This is a genomic window from Endozoicomonas sp. SESOKO4, assembly GCF_024606275.1.
The window spans coordinates 1-1,793 of the sequence record NZ_JAHHPS010000625.1 but is presented as its reverse complement, the minus strand read 5'-3'; the positions used below and the strand labels follow the sequence as shown (position 1 = coordinate 1,793).

Here is a 1,793-nt window from a genome sequence, read left to right as displayed (position 1 = left end):
CCCATGGCCATAGATTTTCACCCCATCGTCACTGGCGGTCACAACATGGTCGCCATCAGCACTGAAATTAGCCGACCTGAGCAAATAACGATGGGAAATGGCGGTTTTTACTTCCCATGATCCATCGTCCCCCAGCTCACAAATTTTCGCTTTGCCAGCATAACAGGCCGTCAATACATGACGGTTATCGGGACTGAAGGTGGCTGATGAGATGTATTTGTCATGGGAAATAGTGGTTTTTTCTTCCCATGATCCACCGGTCTTCTGGCCATAGATTTTCACTTCTCGACCCATATTGCGGGTCAGTACGTGGCAGCTATCGGTGCTGAAGGTGGCTTTGGTGATGTGGCGCTTTTGAGACATTCTGGCTTTTTTCACTAACTTGAATGTTTCACATTGAGACATCAGCTTACTGTTGGTGAAAAGGAGCAGGGCTGGAAAATAATTACATTTTCGTTGTTCCAGGAGTGACTCGACAGTATCCCTACTCGCAAACGGCTTCAACCAACCACGGAGTTGTTGCCTGTTTTTTGTCATAGCGATGGTTTTTAGTTGATATTGGCATGGTGAAGGAAACCGGCGAAACCATGCTCTTTCCAGAGCTTTATTGTCTTTAACAAGATCGCGAAGATATGTACATACCTCTGTTACACGGGTAATGTCTCGAAATTCTAAATAGCGAATAATTTTGAAATGTATCTCTTCAGGCAAATGGAAGAATGCAGGTTCAATGTTGTCCTGTACCCTAACGCCCCTGCCCAGACTGACAGCTGTTGACGGTCCCTCCAATCGGGGGCGCTTGGGTGTAGACGAGAGCGAAGCGTCAATGCTGAAATTGCTGTTTGCAGGGTCCATGCCTTTGCCTTCAAAAGTAACATCAAAATCCGTCTGCCGGTTCAGTTCGTAGACGACAGGCTGGATGACCCATCGCTTAAGCTCATAATGGTCACCTTGTCAGACTCATCAACGCTCAACACATGTCGGCCATCGGCGCTGAGGGTGGCAAAAGTGATCTGACGCTTGTGTCGAATGGTGGCTTTTTTTACCCATGACCCATCTGCACTAATACCATAAATTTTCGCTCTTTTGTCGTCATCGGCAATCGTCAATACATAGCAACCATCGGCACTGAAGGTGGCTGACAGGAGCCGCCCTTTGTGAGTAATGGTGGCTTTATGTACCCATGATCCTGGGGTCTCCTGGCCATAGATTTGCGCCGTTTTATCCCGGCTGGCGGTCACCACATGGCGGCCATCGGCACTAAAATAGGCTAAGCCGACCGCATCCTTGTGTTTAATCGTGGCTTCTTTTACCCATAATCCAGAGGCTTTTCGGCCATAGATTTTTGCCCTGCAATCTTTACCGGCGGTCACCAGATTGCGGCCATTGTCGCTGAATCTGGCTGAGTAGACCTCATCATAATGAACAACCTCGACTATTTCTTTCCATGAGCCATTGCTCTGAAGGTCACAGATTTTTGCCGTACGATCACCACTGGCGGTTGCCAGATGGCGTCCATCGGTGCTGAAGCTGGCCGAGTAAAGACTATGGTGATGACTAAAGTTGCCTTTTACTTTCCACGATTCATCGTCCTCCTGAACATAGATGGTCGCATTGTTCTTTTCATCGACGACCAACACTTGACGGCCATCGGAGCTTAAACTGGCCGAATTGACCCGATGATTATGGATAATAGTGGCTTTTTCTTCCCATGATCCACCGATCTTCTGGCCATAAATCTTCACCGCACCACACGAACTGGCGATCATCAGATGGCCGCCATCAGCGCTAAA

The 1,793-nt window shown here is 48.2% G+C and carries 2 protein-coding genes; both read right to left on the bottom strand.

What is annotated here, in order from left to right; translation table 11 throughout:
* The coding region (locus KDK16_RS12225) for an F-box/WD40 repeat-containing protein (RefSeq protein WP_257276331.1) at positions 1–855 on the bottom strand (855 nt) is incomplete at its 3' end.
* Positions 856–896: 41 nt separating this feature from the next.
* The coding region (locus KDK16_RS12220; protein WP_257276330.1) for a WD40 repeat domain-containing protein at positions 897–1,793 on the bottom strand (897 nt) is incomplete at its 5' end.